Below are 601 nucleotides of genomic sequence, written 5' to 3'. Positions count from 1 at the left end.
CACGGCCCGCGCGGTGGCGGGCGCGCGGGCGATCAGGTCGAGGGCCTCGACGACCTCGGGCCAGCCGCGGCCGCGGATCGCGTGGCCGAGGAAGACCTTGTCACCGTAATCGTGGCGGTTCGGGTTGAATTCGAACAGGCCGGCGCGGACGAGGTCGGCCTGCCGTTCCGGCTTCAGCTTCGGGTCCTCGGGGCGGGCGTCGATGCCGACGCCCGTGAGGATGCGGGCCAGCGCCTCGACGTCGCCCTGCGTGTAGCCGGAGCCGACGCCCATTGTGTGCAGCTCCATCAGCTCGCGGGCGTAGTTCTCGTTGAGATGGCCGGCGGCGTTGTCGGCGTTGTCGAGGTAGCGCAGCATCGCCGGGTGCCGCAGGGTCGCCTCCAGCAGGTCGCGGAAGCGGCCCAGCGCGTGCGGGCGGATCGCCGCGTCGACGTAGTCGCCGACCATCGCCCGCAGGTTCGCCTTGCCCTGGTGGACGTTGAAGCGGTTGAGCCAGAACCAGGTCATGCGCTCGCGCAGCTGGTCGGGGCTCGCCAGCGCCCGCAGGATCGTCGCCGCGGCGGCGTCCCGGGCCGTGGCCGACAGCGCCGCCTGGTAGGCC

Annotated in this window: 1 protein-coding gene; it reads right to left on the bottom strand. The window is 72.9% G+C overall.

Features of this window, described 5'->3' with window-relative positions:
- Nucleotides 1-601: DUF1800 family protein (locus tag FV222_RS28615; protein WP_147816493.1), on the bottom strand; the 601-nt coding region annotated here is incomplete at both ends.

The sequence above is a fragment of the Methylobacterium sp. WL103 genome (genome assembly GCF_008039885.1).
Classification (GTDB): Bacteria; Pseudomonadota; Alphaproteobacteria; order Rhizobiales; family Beijerinckiaceae; genus Methylobacterium; species Methylobacterium cerastii.
This window is presented reverse-complemented; position numbering and strand designations above follow the sequence as displayed.